This is a genomic window from Idiomarina xiamenensis 10-D-4 (genome assembly GCF_000299895.1).
Taxonomy (GTDB): domain Bacteria; phylum Pseudomonadota; class Gammaproteobacteria; order Enterobacterales; family Alteromonadaceae; genus Idiomarina; species Idiomarina xiamenensis.
Genome location: NZ_AMRG01000001.1, coordinates 179,724 through 199,193, shown reverse-complemented (window position 1 = coordinate 199,193; position 19,470 = coordinate 179,724). Strand labels below are relative to the sequence as shown.

17 protein-coding genes are annotated in these 19,470 nt (G+C 49.4%); 10 read left to right on the top strand and 7 right to left on the bottom strand.

The annotated features are described in order from the left end of the window. Positions 1-2: 2 nt before the first annotated feature. Entirely contained in the window at positions 3-764 is a 762-nt protein-coding gene (locus A10D4_RS00890) for a DUF3450 domain-containing protein (RefSeq protein ID WP_008487122.1), read from the bottom strand. 317 nt (positions 765-1,081) lie between these two features. Here A10D4_RS00890 and A10D4_RS00885 point away from each other — a divergent pair, with 317 nt between their 5' ends. Continuing rightward, complete coding sequence (locus A10D4_RS00885) at positions 1,082-2,815, top strand: sensor histidine kinase (protein ID WP_008487121.1); 1,734 nt, start codon at positions 1,082-1,084, stop codon at positions 2,813-2,815. Between the two features lie 28 nt (positions 2,816-2,843). Next, positions 2,844-3,752, top strand: a complete 909-nt coding sequence (gene rdgC, locus A10D4_RS00880; RefSeq protein ID WP_008487120.1) for a recombination-associated protein RdgC — start codon at positions 2,844-2,846, stop codon at positions 3,750-3,752. 13 nt (positions 3,753-3,765) lie between these two features. Here rdgC and A10D4_RS00875 read toward each other — a convergent pair whose 3' ends face one another. After that, the gene (locus A10D4_RS00875; RefSeq protein ID WP_192811495.1) at positions 3,766-4,674 is read right to left on the bottom strand and encodes an HDOD domain-containing protein; all 909 of its coding nucleotides are present in this window, start codon (positions 4,672-4,674) and stop codon (positions 3,766-3,768) included. 259 nt (positions 4,675-4,933) lie between these two features. Between A10D4_RS00875 and A10D4_RS00870 the strand changes: the two genes are divergently transcribed. Genes A10D4_RS00870 through murI form a run of 3 tightly spaced genes read left to right on the top strand, consistent with a single transcriptional unit; the run spans position 4,934 to position 8,920 of the window. Further along, complete coding sequence (locus A10D4_RS00870) at positions 4,934-6,613, top strand: dipeptidyl-peptidase 3 family protein (RefSeq protein WP_008487118.1); 1,680 nt, start codon at positions 4,934-4,936, stop codon at positions 6,611-6,613. Between the two features lie 6 nt (positions 6,614-6,619). After that, on the top strand, positions 6,620-8,116 hold the full coding sequence (locus tag A10D4_RS00865; RefSeq protein WP_008487117.1) for a putative bifunctional diguanylate cyclase/phosphodiesterase: 1,497 nt from the start codon (positions 6,620-6,622) through the stop codon (positions 8,114-8,116). Between the two features lie 30 nt (positions 8,117-8,146). Beyond that, complete coding sequence (murI, locus tag A10D4_RS00860) at positions 8,147-8,920, top strand: glutamate racemase (RefSeq protein ID WP_008487116.1); 774 nt, start codon at positions 8,147-8,149, stop codon at positions 8,918-8,920. On the opposite strand, the gene A10D4_RS00855 is transcribed toward murI, so the two are convergent. Then, positions 8,896-9,672: a tRNA1(Val) (adenine(37)-N6)-methyltransferase gene (locus tag A10D4_RS00855; RefSeq protein WP_008487114.1), complete on the bottom strand. Its 777-nt coding sequence runs from the start codon at positions 9,670-9,672 to the stop codon at positions 8,896-8,898. The genes murI and A10D4_RS00855 overlap by 25 nt on opposite strands. 73 nt (positions 9,673-9,745) lie before the next feature. Between A10D4_RS00855 and srmB the strand changes: the two genes are divergently transcribed. Beyond that, on the top strand, positions 9,746-11,008 hold the full coding sequence (gene srmB, locus A10D4_RS00850; protein WP_008487113.1) for an ATP-dependent RNA helicase SrmB: 1,263 nt from the start codon (positions 9,746-9,748) through the stop codon (positions 11,006-11,008). Here srmB and A10D4_RS00845 read toward each other — a convergent pair. Next, entirely contained in the window at positions 10,995-11,342 is a 348-nt protein-coding gene (locus A10D4_RS00845) for a VanZ family protein (RefSeq protein WP_008487112.1), read from the bottom strand. The two genes, srmB and A10D4_RS00845, sit on opposite strands and share 14 nt — an antisense overlap. A gap of 123 nt (positions 11,343-11,465) precedes the next feature. Between A10D4_RS00845 and A10D4_RS00840 the strand changes: the two genes are divergently transcribed. Continuing rightward, complete coding sequence (locus A10D4_RS00840; protein WP_008487111.1) at positions 11,466-12,998, top strand: thioredoxin-like domain-containing protein; 1,533 nt, start codon at positions 11,466-11,468, stop codon at positions 12,996-12,998. A 15-nt stretch (positions 12,999-13,013) separates the two neighbouring features. On the opposite strand, the gene thiI is transcribed toward A10D4_RS00840, so the two are convergent. Genes thiI through pomA form a run of 3 tightly spaced genes read right to left on the bottom strand, consistent with a single transcriptional unit; the run spans position 13,014 to position 16,268 of the window. Further along, on the bottom strand, positions 13,014-14,468 hold the full coding sequence (gene thiI, locus A10D4_RS00835) for a tRNA uracil 4-sulfurtransferase ThiI (RefSeq protein ID WP_008487110.1): 1,455 nt from the start codon (positions 14,466-14,468) through the stop codon (positions 13,014-13,016). A gap of 60 nt (positions 14,469-14,528) precedes the next feature. Next, a complete protein-coding gene (locus A10D4_RS00830; protein ID WP_008487109.1) occupies positions 14,529-15,503 on the bottom strand; it encodes a flagellar motor protein MotB in 975 nt (324 codons plus the stop codon). 6 nt (positions 15,504-15,509) lie between these two features. After that, positions 15,510-16,268: a flagellar motor protein PomA gene (gene pomA, locus A10D4_RS00825; RefSeq protein ID WP_008487108.1), complete on the bottom strand. Its 759-nt coding sequence runs from the start codon at positions 16,266-16,268 to the stop codon at positions 15,510-15,512. Positions 16,269-16,452: 184 nt separating this feature from the next. Here pomA and A10D4_RS00820 point away from each other — a divergent pair, with 184 nt between their 5' ends. Genes A10D4_RS00820 through dxs form a run of 3 tightly spaced genes read left to right on the top strand, consistent with a single transcriptional unit; the run spans position 16,453 to position 19,470 of the window. Next, on the top strand, positions 16,453-16,701 hold the full coding sequence (locus A10D4_RS00820; protein WP_008487107.1) for an exodeoxyribonuclease VII small subunit: 249 nt from the start codon (positions 16,453-16,455) through the stop codon (positions 16,699-16,701). After that, positions 16,698-17,585: a (2E,6E)-farnesyl diphosphate synthase gene (gene ispA / locus A10D4_RS00815; RefSeq protein ID WP_008487106.1), complete on the top strand. Its 888-nt coding sequence runs from the start codon at positions 16,698-16,700 to the stop codon at positions 17,583-17,585. The genes A10D4_RS00820 and ispA overlap by 4 nt, the downstream gene beginning before the upstream one ends. 7 nt (positions 17,586-17,592) lie before the next feature. Next, complete coding sequence (gene dxs, locus A10D4_RS00810; protein WP_008487105.1) at positions 17,593-19,470, top strand: 1-deoxy-D-xylulose-5-phosphate synthase; 1,878 nt, start codon at positions 17,593-17,595, stop codon at positions 19,468-19,470.

The window sequence follows — 19,470 nt, the reverse complement described above, 5'->3', positions numbered from 1 at the left end:
CCTTACTGTGCCGCGAATACGGGCATCATCAGCATGTCGGGGGCAAGCTGTTTTTTCGCGATGCGCATAGCGGTGTTGATGTTACTGAGATAGCTGTCGTCCAACGGGTGCCAAGCGTTTTTCTCTTGGTTCCAGATGCCCAGTTCACTGCCATCACGAGTCTTATAAATCAGCGTTAAGCGACCGATGCGCAAGAAATCAACATCTTGTTCTTGTCCATCGATGGTCATGCTGCCGTTGTAGGTCTCAATGGTGCGGCCATAATCGGTTTCAATTTCGTAAGCTTCGAGCACGCGCCGAAACTTTTCTGATACGTCAACGTTGGCGCGTTCTAATAATTCCCGTAAACCGGCAATGCGTTGTTGTCGCTCTTGCGGTAAAAACGGCATATCCAAGTCGACAAACTGTTGCAACGCGTCGATCATACGCAGCATCAGTGGCGATACTTGACGCTCTACCACACTGACTTCGTCGATTGACGCATTGAGGTCGGCTTTTTCTTGCTCCTGACTACCAATTTGCGCCTCTAACTGACGGGTATAAACTTTTAAACCATCAATTTCTTTCATCACGCGCTGGTATTGCTGCACGCGTTCTTGCATATTGTCAGCAATGTTATCGATAGTGACTTGAGATTTTTGCGCCGACTGATTGATGGCGCTGGCCGCCTCAACCACCGGTTCTAATGACTGTTGTTGTGCCGATGACGGAATGGCGGTAGCCATCGCCAGCACCATTGCACTGCCTGTCGCTAACAGCTTCATGACGTTAACCTTAAGTTTCAGTGGCACAGCGTTATTGCTGCGTTTTAGTAAATTCGCAGGGGACTTTAGTGAATTTTAATGACAGCTTGATGACGCCAATGTGTCATTTATGTAACAGTGGTTGCAGTTTCGTTGCAGTTACATGACGGCATTATCACGGTCTGTTCAGCCGAGCAGAAAATGAAGCCGGCAAATAACAGCGTTGATTGTGACAACACGCAGCCTATAATAAGCTCTTAATTTATTTGCGATGAGTCAGCGGTGAGCACAGGGATTACATAAGTCCGTTAGCATGCCGAGCAACCACGGAATCCTTTATGCCAACGTCCAGCATTTCCAGAGCCCTACTGACCCGTGTTTTGTCGGCCTATTTTATTTTGACGTTTTTGGTTACCTGTATCCAAATCGCCGGCGAATACTTTGATACCAAAGGCATGTTGGTGGCCGAATTAGAAAACCAACAACATACGTTTAGTGGCTCGTTGGCTCGTTCGTTATGGGAGTTTAATAACGATCAGGTCGAGGTCATTGCCGAAGGCTTGCTCAGTATTCCTTCGATTGCTGGTGTCATTGTCCGTAACGATAGCGGCAATGTACTGATTGATATTGGTTCTACGTATCCTCTGCTAGATGTGCCCAGTCAACCCTCTGAGGGGATTATGCTGGGTGAACGTGACGGTGTGTTCGGCTACTTCTCAACGTTGGTGTTTGAGTTTTCTGGGCAATCAACAAAAGTCGGCGATGTGACATTATTTTCGACTCGCGATATTGCCATCAGCCGTATTAAGGTCAGCTTAGGCTTTATCATCGGCAATGCCATGATCAAAAGTACCTTTTTGTTGATCTTATTCTCGCTGGCATTTAGCCGTATGCTAAATAAACCGATGAGCGACTTAACCCAGCAAATCAGTAATTTTCGCTTAGACGACCTAGAGCATTCGCGGGTGCATATTAATGGCCAGCCGAACAACGAATTCATGTTACTGGAGCAAGCTTATAACCAGCTCATCGATAACATCGAAGACTACCAAGAAGATTTGCAACGTACGCAACAACAATTGCTGCACGCCAATCGCAAACTGGATGAGCAAAACGCTCTACTAGAACAAGAGGTCGCGCGGAAAACCTCGACGCTGAGTCAAGTCATGCTGGATTTAGAGCAGCGTAAGAACGAGCTGGAAATGCGGCAAGATAAGCTAGAACGTGAAATTGGCCAACGTCGCGATATTGAAAGTAACCTGCGGCAAACCAATCAGCGCTTAGAAAACTCGCTGCACAATTTACAACAAGCACAAGCACAACTGATCGAATCAGAAAAACTGGCCTCACTCGGCGGCTTAGTCGCCGGCATTACGCACGATGTGAATACGCCTATTGGTATCAGTGTGACGGCATCGTCGTTTATGCGCGAACGGTTGCAACAATTATCACGTGCATTGACCGAAAAGTCGTTAACGCAACAACAACTCAGTAGTTTTATTAACGACTGTGGCGAGAGCCTGACGTTATTAGACAATAACCTGCAACGCGCGTCAGATTTGATCAGTAGTTTTAAACAAGTTGCGGTTGACCAAACCTCAGATGCCATTCGTGATATCAACCTGCTGCAATATTTAAATGAAGTGGTACAGTCGTTACAACCTCACTTGAAGCGCACGGCTCATCAGGTCGAGGTAAGCTGTGCTGAAGATTTAAATATTCGTTGTCCGGCCGGCGCTATCTCGCAAATTTTTACTAATTTAATCATGAACTCGCTGATCCACGGCTTTGAAGGCGTGGAACAAGGACGCATAACGATTGTCGCAGAAGCCGGTGATGGTGATATTCACTTTGTATACCGCGATAACGGCTGCGGCTTGAACGACGAGCAAATGCGACAATTGTTCGATCCGTTTTTTACCACTAAACGTGATGCCGGAGGCAGTGGCTTAGGCACACACATTATTCGTAATTTAATTACCCAGTCATTGGGTGGTGATATCAGTGCCGAAAGCGAGCCAGGCAAAGGCCTGATTTATCGCTTTAGCATACCCGTTACTTTTTTATCCTAACTCGTTTTAGCTTACTTAGGGATGTCTCATGTGGTTTCGTAACCTCCGTTTTTACAGTTTTTCAAGCCCTTTCAGCCTGCCTGATGACTTTGCTGAGCGTCAGCAAGAGCAGCGCTTTCGCCCTTGTGGTCGACAAGAACTAGCCAGTTATGGTTGGTATTCGCCGTTTGGTGCCGACAATGACATGTTGCATCATCGCATCGGCGATAACGTGTTGTTCTGCGCGCGAAAAGAAGAAAAAGTTTTACCGGCCAGCGTGATCAACGCCGAGGTCGAAGAAAAAGCCGAACAAATCAGTGCCGAACAAGGTCGCATGGTGGGCCGTAAAGAAAAACAAACCATCAAAGAAGACCTGATCCACACCTTATTACCGCAAGCGTTCAGTAAGTATCAATTAAGCTGGGGCTATTTGAATTTGGAGCAGCAGTTCATTGTGATTGATGCCTCTGCCGCCTCGCGAGCCGAAGACTTACTCGCCTTGTTACGCAGCACCGTGGGCTCGTTACCAGTCAAACCCATCGCCAGCGAACAAGCGCTAGAGCTGTACATGACACACTGGTTACGCAAGTTACAACTGCCAGCCGGTTTTGAGTTTGGCGACGAAGTCGAACTCCGTGGCAGCGATAACGACGGCGCCGTGGTACGTTGTAAACAATTGCCCTTGGACAGCGATGAAATTGCCACTCACTTAGTACATGGCAAACAAGCGGTAAAACTGGGGCTAGAGTGGCGCGAACGATTAACTTTCGTACTGGAAAACGATTTTGCGGTAAAACGTTTTAAAGCCACCGACGTCCTCATGGAAGAAAAAGATGACTTGGTCGATGCCACTCCAGAACAACAGCTAGACGTTGATTTTGCTCTGTTAAGTGGTGAGATTAACGCCCTTTATCCAGAGCTGTTAGCAACCGTCGTCAATACTGATATTAGCGAATAACAAGGAAGGTGACTCAAAGCGAGTCACCGATAACACCGCCCAAAGCTTGCTGAATCGATTGGTAACGCTGTTGCACGGTGTCTTGCTGCCAATAATCTAAACTCGGTAAAAAGCCCAGTTGATGGTATTCGGCGCAAGTTAAACCGGGTGACTGTTGCAAGTGGCCAGTTAAACGCCCAGCCAAATGTACAACATCGGCATAGCTAAAGACTTGCCCATCGCGGTTAGGTTGTAACAAACCGTCGCGCCAACACTGCGCGACTTCTAGCAAGTTTTCGCCAAACTGCCAAAACTGCAGTAATAGTGGCCCCACCCTAACATCAAGTTTTTCAATGGCATCGGTAATAAAACTGGGGTTAGCAAAGCTAGCTTGATGTTGTTCGGCTACCGCCAGCACCGGCAATGCGCCAATACCCGCCACCATACCGGCCAATAACGCCACATCGGTATGCAAACGAGCGGCTTCATTGTGGGCGCGTAGATCCGGTGCCAAAACCGCACAAGCAGCGGCCAAGTCGCGGCAACGACACCAGCTTGCCATATAATAGTCACGAATGATCTCGTTATGCGGGACGAACAGTTGCTCCACCGACAATGCCGTGGCAAGCAGACGAATGCGGCGCAGGCCGATACGGGTAAGCGCCTGCATCAAGCTTTCTGCACGGACCCTCCCGCCCAAATAAGCACTGTTCGCCAACTTGATCAAACTGGCGGTAAGCGCGGGGTCACGTTGAATAACCGTCGCTAACTGCTGCAAATTACAGCCATCATCGGCGGCCGCACGCGCTACCGCATCGGCCGTTCCGGGTAAGGCAGGCAACTGTAAATCGTCGCGCTCAAGCTTATCCAAAACGATTAGATAAAGCGCATTTTTAGCTGACGAAAAGGGATCGTCACGTTGACAGCTGGCTGGGTTATTCACGGCTAAACGCCTATAGTTTCCGACAAAGACTCCATTTAACGCTTTGCTTAACCAAAATTCAACCTCAATGCGGGAGGCGGCTGCCAAGGATCCTTTGCGATTAAGCGCTGGCCACAATCGACTCGCTATTGATTAGCCCGGTTAATTACCGCCATAATGGCAAAGGACATAAGCTGCCGTTGTCGCCAGTGTTATAACAGTCCATGCTAGCGATAATAGATTGCACGCCAAAATAACGAACGATAAGGCTCAGGAAACCATGAAGACATTTGCTTTAAGCGCGCTTGCCGCGACTTTCTTGCTCAGCGGTTGTGGTCAGCCCAGCTCTCCTCAGGATGCCGCTAACACCGCCGACAAGCTGATCCCCGATAATCAACAACATCAAATATTGGATAGCGCCAAAACACGTTTAGATATTTATGCACCAGTCGAGTTAACCAGTTCATTAAGTCATTTATCGAATCAGCAGCAACAACTGGTCGGTAAGTTGATCGATGCCGCTAAAATCATGGACGATTTATTCTGGCAGCAAGCTTATTATGGCGATAAGAGCGAATTACTCAATGGCCTTGATGGTAAGGTCAAGAATTTCGCTGATATCAATTATGGCCCCTGGGATCGACTCAATAACGAAAAGCCATTTTTAAGCGGTTTCGACGAAAAAGCCGCCGGCGCCAATTTTTATCCGCAAGATCTGACCAAAGCCGAATTTGAGGCCGCCGATTTTGACGGTAAGCAAAGCCTATATACCTTGGTTCGCCGTAACGACGCTGGTGAACTTTACAGCGTGCCTTATTCTGAAGCTTACGCCGCGCCGTTAAAACAAGCCGCTCAATATTTGCGTGAAGCGGCACAGTTAGCTGAAAGCGAAGCATTTGCCAAATATCTAACCATGCGTGCCGATGCTTTAGTGAGCAACGATTATCAGCCATCCGACTTTGCTTGGATGGACATGTCAGATAACAAAATCGATGTGGTAATTGGTCCTATCGAAACCTATGAGGATCAGCTCTACGGCTACCGCGCCGCGTTCGAAGCTTACGTCTTGGTCAAAGATTTAGCTTGGAGCGAAAAGCTAGCTAAATACGCACAATACTTACCGCAGTTGCAGCGTGAGTTACCGGTTGCGGATGAATATAAACAAGAAGTACCCGGTTCGGGGGCGCAGTTAAATGCCTATGACGTGGTTTATTACGCCGGACACTCGAATGCTGGCAGTAAAACTATCGCCATCAACTTACCTAACGATGAGCAGGTACAGTTGCAAAAGGGCACCCGTCGGTTGCAGTTAAAAAATGCCATGCGGGCTAAGTTTGATAAAATTTTATTGCCGATAGCAGACCAGTTGATCGCGCCCGACCAACGCCAACATATTACCTTCGATGCGTTCTTTGCCAACACCATGTTTCACGAAGTGGCGCACGGTTTAGGTATTAAAAACACCATCAATGACAAAGGCACGGTACGTGCAGCACTGAAAGAACATGCCAGCGCCTTAGAAGAGGGTAAAGCCGACATTTTGGGCTTGTACATGGTGACTCAGTTGGTTGAGCAAGGCGTACTCACTGACGGCAAACTTGAAGATTACTACACCACTTTCTTAGCCGGTATCTTCCGTTCGGTGCGCTTTGGTGCGTCTAGTGCTCATGGCAAAGCCAATATGATCCGCTTTAACTATTTTGCCGATAAAGGTGCCTTTAGCCGCACCGAAGACGGTCATTATCGCGTCAATATGGAAAAAATGCGGCAAGCCATGACCGATTTATCAGCATTAATTTTAACCCTCCAAGGCGACGGTGATTATCAAGGTGTTGACCAGTTATTCAAACAACAAGGTAACATCGGTGAGCAACTTGCAGCCGACTTAACACGTTTAAGTGATGCCGATATTCCGGTCGATATCACCTTTAAACAAGGTCGCGACGTGCTGGGTTTATAAGCACTCATGCCGTTATCCAGTGCCCGTCAAATGGCGTTACTCTTGGCCATACTCTATGCCATTTTGGGTGGGCTCTGGATTACTTTTTCGGATGCCGCTGTTAACCAGTGGTTCGACGATGCCACACTGAGACAGCAAATACAGACGTATAAAGGGTGGGCGTACGTTTTATTTACCGCCACCCTACTCTTTTTTCTTAGCTATTCCGCCTTAAAACGCGAAAAACAGCTCAGCGAAGATGATTCGCTCACTAATTTACACAAGCACGAGAGCTACGTAGTGCTGCTACAACAATTGCTGGATAACACGCAGCAACAGCGCCAAGCGGCAGTCTTGTATTACGTCGATATTAACCAGTTTCGTCAGTTAAATTCCCGTTATGGCTTTAACCGCAGCGATCAATTATTGGTCGGATTTAGCGAATTGTTACGCAAAAACTTTGATGCGCGAACCTTATTAGCGCGCTTAGGCGCCGACCAATTTGCCATCGCCTATCAGATTGAAGAAACCCACCACCGCCAAGTTGTTGACCGCGCCAATCACATTCAGCGCTATCTGACCTTAGCGGCTGATGCCGAAGGCATTCAAGCTAGTGCAGCCATTGGTGTAGCGATTTACCCCAACGACGCCGAGCGAGCCGAGCACTTACGCGATGCCGCTGCCACTGCACTGAGTGAAGCCAAGCAAGCCGGGATAGGTAAAATTCGCTTTTACAATGCAGAGATCGCAGCCCAACAAAACCAGCACTTAGCACTCGTTGAAGCACTCAAACAAGCGATTCAACAACAACAGTTAAGTTTGGTTTATCAACCACAATATCATTTAGCCAGTGGCGAAATTTGTGGTTGCGAAGTGTTAGTACGCTGGCAGCACCCGCAACTCGGTGCAGTATCACCCGCGCAGTTTATTCCATTAGCAGAGCAGCATCATTTAATCGAGCCACTTAGTAACTTGGTATTAAAACAGGCCAGCCTCGAACTCGATCAAGCCGGCTTATTAAATGGCCGTTTGCAGCAAGTCTCGATTAATATTTCTGCCAGTGAATTTCATACCGATTTGATTCCACGATTAACCCGTGATGTGGCTTGGTTACAACGTTTGCGTCCTTTTTTGCAAATCGAAATTACCGAGACGGCAGCGCTTGAAGATTTGCACACCAGTGCCGAAGTCATTAAAACCTTAGCGGCGGTGGGCATTCGTTTTTCAATAGATGACTTTGGTACTGGCTATTCGTCGTTATCGTTGTTAAACGATTTACCTATCGACGAAATTAAGATTGATAAAAGCTTTATTGATCACATCGTCGATTCTCCACGCAGCCACGCCATCGTCGAAACCGTGATAAAATTGAGTCAAGCATTTCAGTTAAATAGCGTTGCCGAGGGCGTTGAACAAGCGGCTCAAGCCGCGGTCTTAAAACAGCTGAATTGTCATAGCGCACAAGGCTTTTACTTTTCTAAGCCACTGCCAATCGACGATTTACAGCAATTATTGCAACAATAACCTGCCTGACCCGATAAGGATGTAGTGACCATGAAAGTGGGTGTTTTTGACAGTGGTGTGGGTGGTTTAACCGTCGCCAAGTCATTGTATGAAAGTCGCTTATTCAGCGATATCGTTTATTACGGCGATACCGCCCGTGTACCTTACGGCAGTAAAGACCAGAATACCGTACTTCGTTATGCGCTGGAGGCGATCGAGTTTTTTAATGGCGTGGATGTCGATTTTGTCGTCGTTGCTTGTAATACCGTCAGCGTAGTTGCCTTAGCGCAAATGCAGCAATACAGCAATAAACCCGTGTATGGCGTGATCGAGCCTGGCGTATTGGCACTGCAACAACGTCAACTGGATAAAAATGACGACCGTATATTGGTCATTGCCACCAAAGCCACCATCAACTCTGGCGAATATCAGCGCCGTATTGAAGCGCTCGGCTATGGGCAGGTAATTGCGCGTGCAACTCCGCTGTTTGTTCCTTTAGTTGAGGAGCAATGTTACCAGGGACCAATACTCGACGCGGTTTTACAACATTATTTTGCCGACTTATCCGCGCATGCGATCACTACGGTGGTATTGGGGTGTACCCACTATCCTCTCATTGCGCAGGCGATTGCAGCGTATTTTAACGGTGCACTCACCATTCACTCCGGCGAAGCCATGGTGGCCTGGCTGCAACAACAATTACAGTTAAACGCCCATTTTGACAAGACTCGGGTGACGATTTACGCGTCAGAAAATGTCGCCGCCGTTAAGCGTGTCGCGGCACAATGGGGATTACCCCTTCAAAGCGACGCGCCTGCCAAATAAAAAGCAGCGGTCAGTTGCCGAAACTCAGCGCTATAGCCTTGCTGATGATGGATGGTTAAGCGCTGTTGTTGCGGTTCAAACGGCTCAGCACAGCGCCATCCATATTGTAGCAATAACCGACGCACGGGTTTATGCGCACGCGTTCGCACCAGACAACGGCGCTGCAATTGCCAGCCGTCATCGGCCATAGCGGCCAGCCAATTGCCCTCATGGTCGGCTGGAATAACCACCGCTAAACAGCCGCCCGGTGCTAATAAATATTGTGCTTGTTGTACTAACTGAGCAAAGCTCAAGCGCTGCTGATGACGCGCTTGGCGTCTAGCGCTCGGCGATTGAGCCTGCAAAGTAGTCTGGTTAGCGCCAGCAAAATATGGTGGATTACTGATAATTAATTGATAACCCTGGTGCCGCGACGGTGCTTGCGCAAAGGCCATGATGTCTTGGTTAAACACTTGTACCCGCGTTGGCCAAGGCGAATTAGCAACGTTATATTGCGCCTGCGTAGCCGCCTGTTGGTCCAACTCGACCGCGTCGATGGATACCGCCTCTGCATCATCAGCACTGCGCTGCGCCAGCATCAACGCCAAGATGCCACAGCCGCAGCCAATGTCCAGCCAACGTCGTGCTGAGTGCTTGCATTCAGACGACGAAGTGGGCAGTTGTAGCCAACTACCCAGCAATAAACTATCGGTACCAACTTTCATCGCACATTGGTCATCTTTCAGGTAAAATTGCTGACATTGAAATGCCATGATGACAACCCCTAAGTAATCGCGTCACGCCGTCTCGGTACGTGCAGCGTTCAGCCAACAGGAAATACTGACTATGAACCCGGACTGGGAAGACCTGGATCTCGATGAGCGCCTGGTCGGCGTACTCAAGCAGGCGAATCTTAACAAACCTTCGAAGGTTCAGCAGCAAAGCATTCCGTTAGCCTTAGACGGTTTAGACGTGATGGTGTCGGCTCCCACCGGTACCGGCAAAACCTTAGCGTTTTTGCTACCCGCCATCCAGCACATGCTGGATTATCCACGCCGTCAGCCCGGTGCTGCACGAGTGCTGGTACTGGCGCCGACGCGTGAATTAGCGGAACAAATCGCCACTCAGGCGCAAGCCTTCGAGGTAGCGACAGGGTTAAGTTGCGTGTTGATCACCGGCGGTATTAACTACGGTACTCAGTTAGATCAATTAGAACTCGCGCATGATATCGTGGTGGCCACACCGGGTCGGCTGATCGATTTAATCGAGGCCGAACAATATGAATTAGAAAGCGTCGAATGGCTGATCATCGATGAAGCCGATCGCATGTTGGATATGGGCTTTAGCGCGGCGGTACAGCAATTAGCCGCAGAATGTCGACAACGACAGCAAGCCATGTTGTTATCGGCAACGTTAAACAGCCCCGGCGTTGAGCGCTTTGCTCAGCAGCTACTGAAACAGCCAAAACGCGTTGACGTTGACCCACCCAAGCGTGAAAAAGGCAAAATTCACCAGTGGCTCCATATTGCCGATACCGCCGAGCACAAATATGCGCTATTACATCGCCTCTTGAATCAGCACGAAGGCCGCCGCGTAGTGTTTGTGCGAACCCGTGAACGCGCCTCGCAATTGGCTAACCAACTACAACGAGATGGCTTGAAAAGCTTTACCCTGCGCGGCGATATGCCACAGGCAGACCGGCAAGCAGTGGTCAAAAAGCTCAAACAGCAAACCGATACCATTTTAATAGCGACCGACGTGGCTGCGCGCGGCTTGGATATTGACGATGTGACGCTGGTCGTGAATTACGATTTACCCAAGCAGGCCGATGTTTATTTACACCGTATTGGACGTACCGCTCGCGCCGGCAAAAGCGGAACCGCTATAGCCTTAGTCGAGGCTCACGATGCCTTACTGCTAGGTCGTATTGAGCGCTATTTAAAAGAAAAAATAGAGCGTCGCATCATCAAAGACTTGCGTCCGCAATACAAGTTTCCCAGCACCGAAAAATCCAAGCCGAAGAAGAGCAAAGGCGCTAAGGGCGCCAAGGGCACGAAAACCGATAAAGGTAATAAGAACGTTAAAAAGAAAACCATTAAGCGCCGTTAACGCGGCGCTTAACTTGTTTCGCGCAAGCAAACAGCAAGTAATAACTGAGTGCGCCGGCGGCGTCGGCGAGCACGTCCCAACCATCGGCCGAACGTGATGGTGTTAAGCCTTGCACCAGTTCAATGACCACGCCGTACCCCAGCAGTAGCAAAAATGCTAGCCAATGTGGCAAAGCGAAGGCGTAATGCAAACAGGCTGCCAAAATAAAAAACAAACTGACATGCACCAGCTTATCAAAGTGCGGTATCGCAGGGGCAGCGCTGGGTGGAAATTGCCATAGGAACAACGCCGACACCACCATTAAGACTACTGCAAATAATAACCGCGCCATCATGCTGCCAAAACTCCGTTGAATACATCGTTGTTGCCGCAGTGTACCGCATTTTTAGCGTTTGAAGCCATCCAACCAGGGCGGCATTACGTAATGTTTTGTAAAAGTCAGCTTCGGGTATCTTTTATGCAACGCACAACCGCCGAATTTACGCACTTATCATCTATAGCACGCTGGGCTGCATTAGCGCTGCTGTTACTAACGCTAAGTCCAGTTGGCTATGCGCGTAGTACAGCTACCGATTTTCCGGCCGACGCACCATGGCTAAATGTGTCAGAAAAACTGAGCATGGAACAACTGAAAGGCAAGGTTGTGCTACTCGACTTCTGGACCTATGGTTGTGTCAATTGCATGCACGTACTGCCTGATCTGGCGCGCTTAGAGGAACAATTCGGTCACGCCTTGGCGGTCATTTCGGTACACTCGCCTAAGTTTGAAAACGAGAAAAACACCGAGCGATTACGACAAATTGTGGCTCGCTACGAGATCAAGCATGCGGTTGTGAACGACGTCGACTTCAAACTCTGGCGCGCCTATCAGGTTAACGCCTGGCCCACTTTTGTGTTAATTGACACCAACGGTCAGTACGTCGGTCAACTGTCCGGCGAGGGACAATATGAAACCCTACAGCAAGCCATTAAGTTGTTACTAGAAGAAGCCGATGACATCGACCGTAAACCACTTCCCATCGCCTTAGAAACCCTGCCCGAGTCGCGCTTCGCGGCACCCGGCAAGGCAGTTAGCAATGGCGACTATATCGCCGTTGCCGATACCCTACATCATCAAATTGTGGTGACCGATAAACACGGCAAAACCGTGCAACGAATCGGTACCGGCAACGCCGCCTTCAATGACGGCAGTGCCTCTGCAGCTAGCTTTAATAGCCCACAAGGCCTCGCATTTGCTGAGCAAACGCTGTATGTCGCCGATACCGGCAATCATGCTCTGCGCGCAATTGACCTGAGCAGTTGGCAGGTGACTACCGTTGCCGGAACCGGACAATTGGGCCGCAACTACAATGCCAGCGGCAAAGCCACTGCGGTCGCCTTACGCTCACCATGGGACATCACCATGTATCAAGATGATGTCATCATTGCCATGGCAGGGACGCATCAGATTTGGCGCTACTCACCATCACAGCAGCGCTTGAGTATTCTAGCTGGTAGTGGCCGCGAAGCCCTGTTAGATGGCACCGCCAAACAAGCCGCATTCAATCAACCAAGTGGTTTAGCCGTGGTCGGCGACACGCTTTATGTGGCTGACGCCGAAGCCAGTGCTATTCGCGCCATTGATTTAACCACACAAAAAGTGCGCACTGTCGTCGGTCAAGGCTTATTTGAATTCGGCAGTAAAGACGGTGACTTTGCCCGGGCGCTGTTACAGCATCCACTGGCGGTGGCGGCGTTGACACCTGATCAGCTAGTGGTTGCCGATACCTATAACCATCAACTGCGACTGTTGGATTTAGGCACGCAACAAGTCTCAACGCTTCACCTCAGCGACTCTTTATTAGAGCCCGGCGGCGTAAGCATCATTCGTACTAACGAGCAAAACCAGCTACTGATAGCCGATACCGGCCATCAGCGTATCCTGATAGCAAAGCCAAGTGCCGATGGCTGGCAACTGCAGCCGCTACCTGACGATGACGCTGACGACTAAGCCGCTAAGCGATGGCTAGGCAGGTTGGTAAACCGCAACATTACTAAAGCCCTGTTCTTGCAAATACAGGGCTTGTAAGCGGCTCATAACGCCTTTATCGCAATACAACAAATACTGTTTTTGCGGATCCAGCTCGCTAAACTGTGTCGCTAACCGATAAAACGGTATATGCGTCACCTCGGCTTCGGCTAGCGTTAACGGTGCTCGCTCTTGTTCATCAGGGCTGCGCACGTCGATGATCACGGTGTTGCTATCTTGTACTCGGCGATAATCGACCTGTCCAACCTTAGCTTCGGTTTGCGCGGCTATATCCTGCATACTCAGAATATTAGCCGCACCCACGACACGCGCGATGAGTTGGTTATCAAGCTCTGCTTCGGCAGCTTCTATTTGATCAAGGCGCGCCGCTACTGTGGGTTTATTCGAGATAACCCCGCAGTACTCGGGAATAGCTTTGGCTAGCGGCTCGGTGCCTATCTGTTTTGCCATGTCAACGATGTCTTGTTTGTCGCTGACGATCAGCGGCCGTAATACCAAGGTATCAGAAGCATGATCAATGACTTGTAGATTGGCTAAGGTTTGGCTAGAAACCTGCCCTAAGGCTTCGCCGGTAACCAGCGCCTTAGCCTTTAACAGACGCCCGGTCAGGCTGGCTGCACGCATCATTTGCCGCTTTAACACCACGCCCATTAAGCCGTTATCAACCTTGGTAAGGATTTCCTCGACCACCGGTGCAAAATCAATACTGACGAACTTCAACGGGTGTGAGGAACTATAGCGCTGCCATAAATAATGTGCCGTTTGTTGCACTGCGATCTCGTGTTGATCGCCACCCAAATTAAAAAAGCAGAAGTGAGTACGGGCGCCACGGCGGATCATCTGATACGTGGAGACACTGGAATCATAGCCGCCCGACAATAAACTCAACACGGTATCTTGGCTAGGTATCGGAAAGCCGCCCATGCCGACTTGCTTATCGCTTAGCAGACGCAGTTTATCGTCTTGTACCTCTAACCGAATTTCTAGCTCGGGTTGGGTCAATTTAACCCGTGTACCAGCGACACGCTGGTTGATACCCCCACCAATGTAGCGTTCAAGATCTTTAGAACTAAATGGATGATGACCATTGCGGCGCACTCGCACGGCAAACGTTTTGCCCTCGACGCGCTCGGCATAATGCGACAAGGTCAACTCAAGTGCTTCTTCAAAACTGCTCAACGGCACTTCGATAAGCTCGCTAAAAGAGCTGATACCGGGTATATCGGTGAGCTTAGCGGCGACTTGCTGAGCTAAACCAGCGACATCGTCAGCCCAGATATCAATGCGATCCCACATCCAGCGCACGCGCATTGACGGGTGTAATGGGGTTAGAATTAGCTTTAAATTATTAACCAGTAATTTGCCGTACCGCTTGCGGACCGACTTACTTTTGATGGTGATTTCGGCCTGCAACCGTACAACAAACTTCATCAAATACCTCGGGCAGAAACAAAAACAACTATTATAGCGAAAGCGTCAAGCCCCCGCTAGTTAGCTGCTGGGTGGTTCGCTTGTGGGCGGTGTTTCTGACGCACTTTGCGGTTGGCTCATTTCAATCGGTTGCGACTCTTTTGCCTTACCTTGCATAATGGCAATATCAACACGCCGATTACGACGCCTATTCTCAGTCGAATTATTCGGTAACAACGGCTTGGTATCGGCGTAGCCCATGACAACCATGCGATCGTCATCGAAGTTCTGCACTTTTAACATTTCTTCGGCTACAGCCACTGCGCGCTTACTTGATAAGTCCCAGTTTGACGAATAAATCTCTGAACGAACTTGTTGGTTATCGGTGTGTCCGGAAATCGTAATTTCGCCAGGAATGTCTTTAAGTACATCGGCGACACGCTGAATGACGGGTCGGAACTGCGGCTGTAAGAAAGCCGAACCAGCCGGAAATGCACCGTTTTCTTTCACCCGAATAAGGATTTGTTGACCCAATTGCTCCAGCTCTAACGCGCCATCTTTAACCTGCTCCTGCAACTGCTCTTGAATACGTTTGAGCAACTCAGACATGGTCGCGTCTTGCTCTGCCGAGCTTTGCTGCGACTGGCTTTGCTGGGTTTCCTCGGTCTCGCTTTCTTGACCACCACGTTGCTCTTGTTGACCACCCGCAAAATCACTTTCGCCGTCCTGAAACTCCAACATTTGTTGCGTGACTTCCATCGTTTGCTGTTGGATGGTTTCGATGGGCGTTGGATCGGGTTTACCAGGACGAAACTCCTGCGCGATAACGCTGGTGCCTTTAGGAATATCCTTTACTTCGATTTTATTTTGCACACCCAAGGCAAATTTCATCGAGCCGGCAATTTGTTTAAACTTCAATACATCCATTTCGGAAAACGCCAGCAGCAACACGAAGAAGCACATGAGAAGTGTCATCAAATCGGCAAAAGTAGCCATCCACATCGGCAATCCCGGTGGTGGGCATTTTTTTTCTTCGTTTTCTTCTGCGGCTGCCATAAGTACTTACTCTTCCGCCGTGATACGTTTTGATTCAGCCAAATAATTACGCAAAATCCCTTCAATAACACGCGGGTTCTGACCGTCTTGAATACCTAATATGGCATCTAAAATAAGCTGTTGATTAAGCTTCTCTTGGTCGGCACGCAAAGTCAGTTTGTTAGCTATTGGGATACAGATAATATTTGCAATCAACGCACCATAAAGCGTGGTTAACAACGCCACCGCCATGGCTGGTCCAATGGCTTTGGGGTCGTCCATATTATTCAGCATGCCAACCAAACCAATGAGGGTACCAATCATCCCCATCGCTGGCGCGATGTCGCTCATGACTTTAAAAATCTTTACGCCTTCTTCGTGCCGCGCGTAACTCATATTAATGTCTTTCGCCAGCGTCGCCCGCACCACATCGGCGTCGTGACCATCGACCAGCATATCGATACCTTTGCGAAAAAATTTGTTAGGCACTTCGGCTTCTTCTAACGCCAAAAAACCGCCCTTGCGGGCTGAATCGGCTAATTCCACGGCTTTATCGATTAATTCCTGCGGCTGCTCAATTTTGAACATAAAAGCTTTTACCGCTACCTTGCCCGCCCCCAAAAACTGCGCCAGGGTAAAGTTAGATAAAGTAACGAATAAGGTGCCGCCAAAAACGATTAAGATGGATGGCACATTGACGAAAATTAATACATCGCCACCAAGAATCATCGCCATCATGACGAAGCCAAAGGCACCAATAAGCCCAACTATCGTTGCTATATCCACTAAATTCTCCTCTCACAACGGATAATTTACATGATTACCCGTTCAACAGACGGTCGCGCTAATGCTATTCTTAACGATAGGATGCCGACTGACAAGCATTGTACTGGGTTAAATTAAGACCGAGTAAACAATTCATCGGCTAGATCATTAAAATCTTTACTGAGAATGCAGCGCAGATACCCTTATGAGCGAATCGGCAGAAAAAACTTTTGAACAAGCCATGCAGGAATTGGAACAGTTGGTACACGAGCTAGAGCAAGCCGACCTGCCCTTAGAACAAGCCCTGAGCAAATTTGAGCACGCCGTTAACCTGTCTAAAATCAGTCAGCAACGCTTGCAACAAGCCGAACAAAAAGTAGCGCTGTTATTACAACAGCAGCAAGGCGAAAGCTTAACTGATTTTGCTGACGATAGTGATGGAGCCATTCAGTGACGCTAAAGCAGTTACTCGAGCCCAGTAAAACCCGGGTTAACCAGTTTTTACAGCAACAGTTAAGCGACTACCCCCACCTTTCCAGTAATTTGGCCGCTGCCATGCAACACGGTTTGTTGCTTGGCGGTAAGCGTGTGCGTCCACATTTACTGTTTAGTATTGGTGAGCTTTGCCAAGCTAACGCTGCGACACTGAACTGGCTAGCGGCGGCGGTGGAGTCGGTACATGCCTACTCATTAATACACGATGACTTACCCGCAATGGATGACGACGAGCTCAGACGCGGTCAGCCGACTTGCCACATCGCGTTTGATGAGGCCACCGCAATTTTGGCCGGTGATGCGTTGCAAACATTGGCGTTTGAGTGGGTGAGTCAGCCACTGCCGGAGGTCAGCGCCCAACGGCAGTTAAAAATTGTACAACAATTAGCGTTAGCCAGCGGCGCGCAAGGCATGTGCGGTGGGCAAGCACTGGATATCGAGGCCACCCGACAACAACTCAGCGAGCAACAGCTGGCACAGATACATCAGCATAAAACCGGCGCCCTAATTCAGGCTGCGGCGAACATGGCGGTGTTAGCTGGCAACGACGAAGCGCAGCAATATTTGCCCGCTTTTTCGCGTTTTGCGGCCGATTTAGGCTTGGCTTTTCAGGTGCAAGATGACATCCTTGACGAAATCGGTCAGACCGAAGCACTGGGCAAACCGCAAGGCTCGGACAGTGCCGCCGAAAAGGCCACTTATGTCAGATTGCTGGGCTTGCAGGGCGCTCAGCAACGGCGCCAACAATTACATGAATCAGCGCTACACGCTTTGTCGACAATACCTTACAATACGACATCACTAGCACAACTAGCTAACGTCCTGCTAAATCGGGACCATTAATAATATCATGACGATAGACGCAACTACCTACCCGTTACTCAGCGAAATTGAGTTTCCCGCCGATTTGCGACGGTTAAAAAAACATCAACTGAGTCCGCTATGCGACGAGGTTCGCCAGTTTTTATTAAATTCGGTCAGTCAAAGCAGCGGCCACTTGGCTTCTGGTTTAGGCACCGTCGAACTGACCGTAGCCTTACATTATGTTTTTCAGACCCCGGTCGATCGCATTATTTGGGATGTCGGTCATCAGGCTTATCCTCATAAGATACTGACCGGGCGTAAAGAGCAATTGCAAAGTATTCGGCAAAAGGATGGCTTACATCCTTTCCCTTGGCGTGAAGAGAGTGAATACGATGTGCTATCGGTGGGACATTCTAGTACCTCGATCAGCGCCGCGCTGGGCATGGCAATCGCTGCCGAGCGTGCTCAACGCGACGAAAAAATCGTCAGTATTATTGGTGACGGCGCGATTACCGCCGGTATGGCTTTTGAGGCACTCAATCATGCCGGTGATATTAAACCCAATATGCTGGTGATCCTGAACGATAATGATATGTCGATTTCAGAAAATGTCGGTGCCTTAAATAATCACTTTGCCCGTTTATTGTCCGGCAAAACTTATACCTCAATTCGCGAACGCGGCAAGCAATTGCTGCGCGGTATGCCGCATATTCATCACTTGGCCAGCCGTGTCGAAGAGCATATGAAAGGCATGGTTGCACCGGGCACCATTTTTGAAGAGCTCGGTTTTAACTACATCGGTCCTATCGACGGTCACGATGTTGACTTATTAACCGACACCCTGCGCAACATGCGTGATCTGAAAGGGCCACAATTACTGCACGTGGTTACCCGCAAGGGTAAAGGCTATAAGCCCGCCGAAGACGACCCGATTGGTTATCACGGTGTGCCCAAGTTCGATCCCAATCAAAATCAGTTACCCAGTAAAAAGCCGGGTATTCCATCATACTCAGAGCTGTTCGGCGACTGGTTATGCGACATGGCTTGCGACGACGATAAGTTAATGGCGATTACACCAGCCATGCGTGAAGGCTCTGGCATGGTCAAGTTTTCACGTCAGTTCCCGCAGCAATATTTTGATGTGGCGATTGCTGAACAGCACAGTGTGACCTTTGCTGCGGGCTTGGCAATAGCTGGCTACAAGCCGGTGGTGGCGATTTATTCGACGTTTTTACAGCGCGCCTATGACCAGTTGATTCATGACGTCGCCCTGCAAAACCTGGATGTCTTATTTGCTATCGATCGTGCCGGTATTGTCGGTGCCGATGGCCCGACTCACCAGGGCGCGTTCGATTTAAGCTACTTGCGCTGTATTCCCAACATGGTGGTGATGGCGCCAAGCGATGAAAACGAATGTCGGCAAATGCTTTACACCGGCTATCATCATAATGGCCCTGCAGCAGTGCGCTATCCGCGCGGACAAGGTCGCGGTATCGCGCTAGAACAACCGTTAGCCGCCATCCCCATTGGTCAGTCACGGCAGCTACGCAAAGCCGCTAGCGAGCAACAACGAGTGGCGTTACTTAACTTTGGTGTATTGTTGCCAGAGGTGGAAGCGGTTGCCGAGCAATTGGACGCTGCCGTCATTGATATGCGCTTTGTTAAACCGCTTGATGAAGACGCCATCAAAGCGGCTGCAGCGGATCATGACTTGCTTGTCACTATCGAAGAGAATGCGGTTGCCGGTGGTGCCGGTAGCGCGGTGGCAGAGTATCTAAGTCGTGCGGCGATAGCGTGTCCGCTGTTATCGATAGGCTTACCCGATATTTTCATTAAGCACGGCTCGCAAGATGAGATCCGAGCCGAGCTAGGCTTAGATAGCGCCGGTATCTTACAGCAGATCCAAGCTTACTTGAGCAACTAA